Annotated in this window: 1 protein-coding gene; it reads left to right on the top strand. The window is 48.0% G+C overall.

The features are described 5' to 3' along the window. Positions 1 to 24: 24 nt before the first annotated feature. Positions 25 to 543 (top strand): DUF3304 domain-containing protein, encoded by a 519-nt coding sequence (locus tag J1778_RS00115; protein ID WP_217171496.1) that lies wholly within the window; start codon positions 25 to 27, stop codon positions 541 to 543. Positions 544 to 548: the final 5 nt, after the last annotated feature.

Raw genomic sequence — 548 nt, 5'->3', positions numbered from 1 at the left:
ATAAAAGTTATGGCGGGGAATAAAATGGATTTTTTTAGAAGACTGGAAAAAATAGACGGAGCCGTTAATCGCGGCTATGCGCGCTGGGGTAAATGGCTGGGCGCGGGATTATTATTGTTCATACTGGGATGGGGAGGCTGGGTAGTCTGGGCATCCATCTGGGGACCACCGACCGGGCCGGTGACATTGATTATTCACAGCGAAATTGACCGGCCTATTTTGGGGTTTAGTGTGAATGGTGTGGCTGGACCCAATGCATTTGCTCATGGTGGGGGTAAAACAACGTGTTGTGGCAGTATCAGCGGGAAGACGGCGGAAGTTGTCTGGACTCTTGATATAACGCATGAACAATATCTTAAGGGAATGCGACTTGAGACTCGCCGTATCGTCATTCCTCTTCCCGAACGCAAATGGGGTGAGAATGATTTGCACGTTCATTTCCTCCCCGGAGATAAAGTTTTATTAGGGTGGAGTGACAATGCCTGGTCACCTTATGAAAAACATCCGGGCAAGGATAATAAATTACCAGCGGCAGATATTTGATTCCG

It is taken from the genome of Rahnella bonaserana (assembly GCF_019049675.1).
Classification (GTDB): domain Bacteria; phylum Pseudomonadota; class Gammaproteobacteria; order Enterobacterales; family Enterobacteriaceae; genus Rahnella; species Rahnella bonaserana.
Note: the sequence above shows the minus strand (reverse complement) of the source record. Positions and strands in the feature narration are given on the sequence as shown.

Bases quoted from the DNA above. Each gene is read 5' to 3' on its own strand.
- J1778_RS00115 (WP_217171496.1), top strand. From the start codon at position 25: ATGGATTTTTTTAGAAGACTGGAAAAAATAGACGGAGCCGTTAATCGC.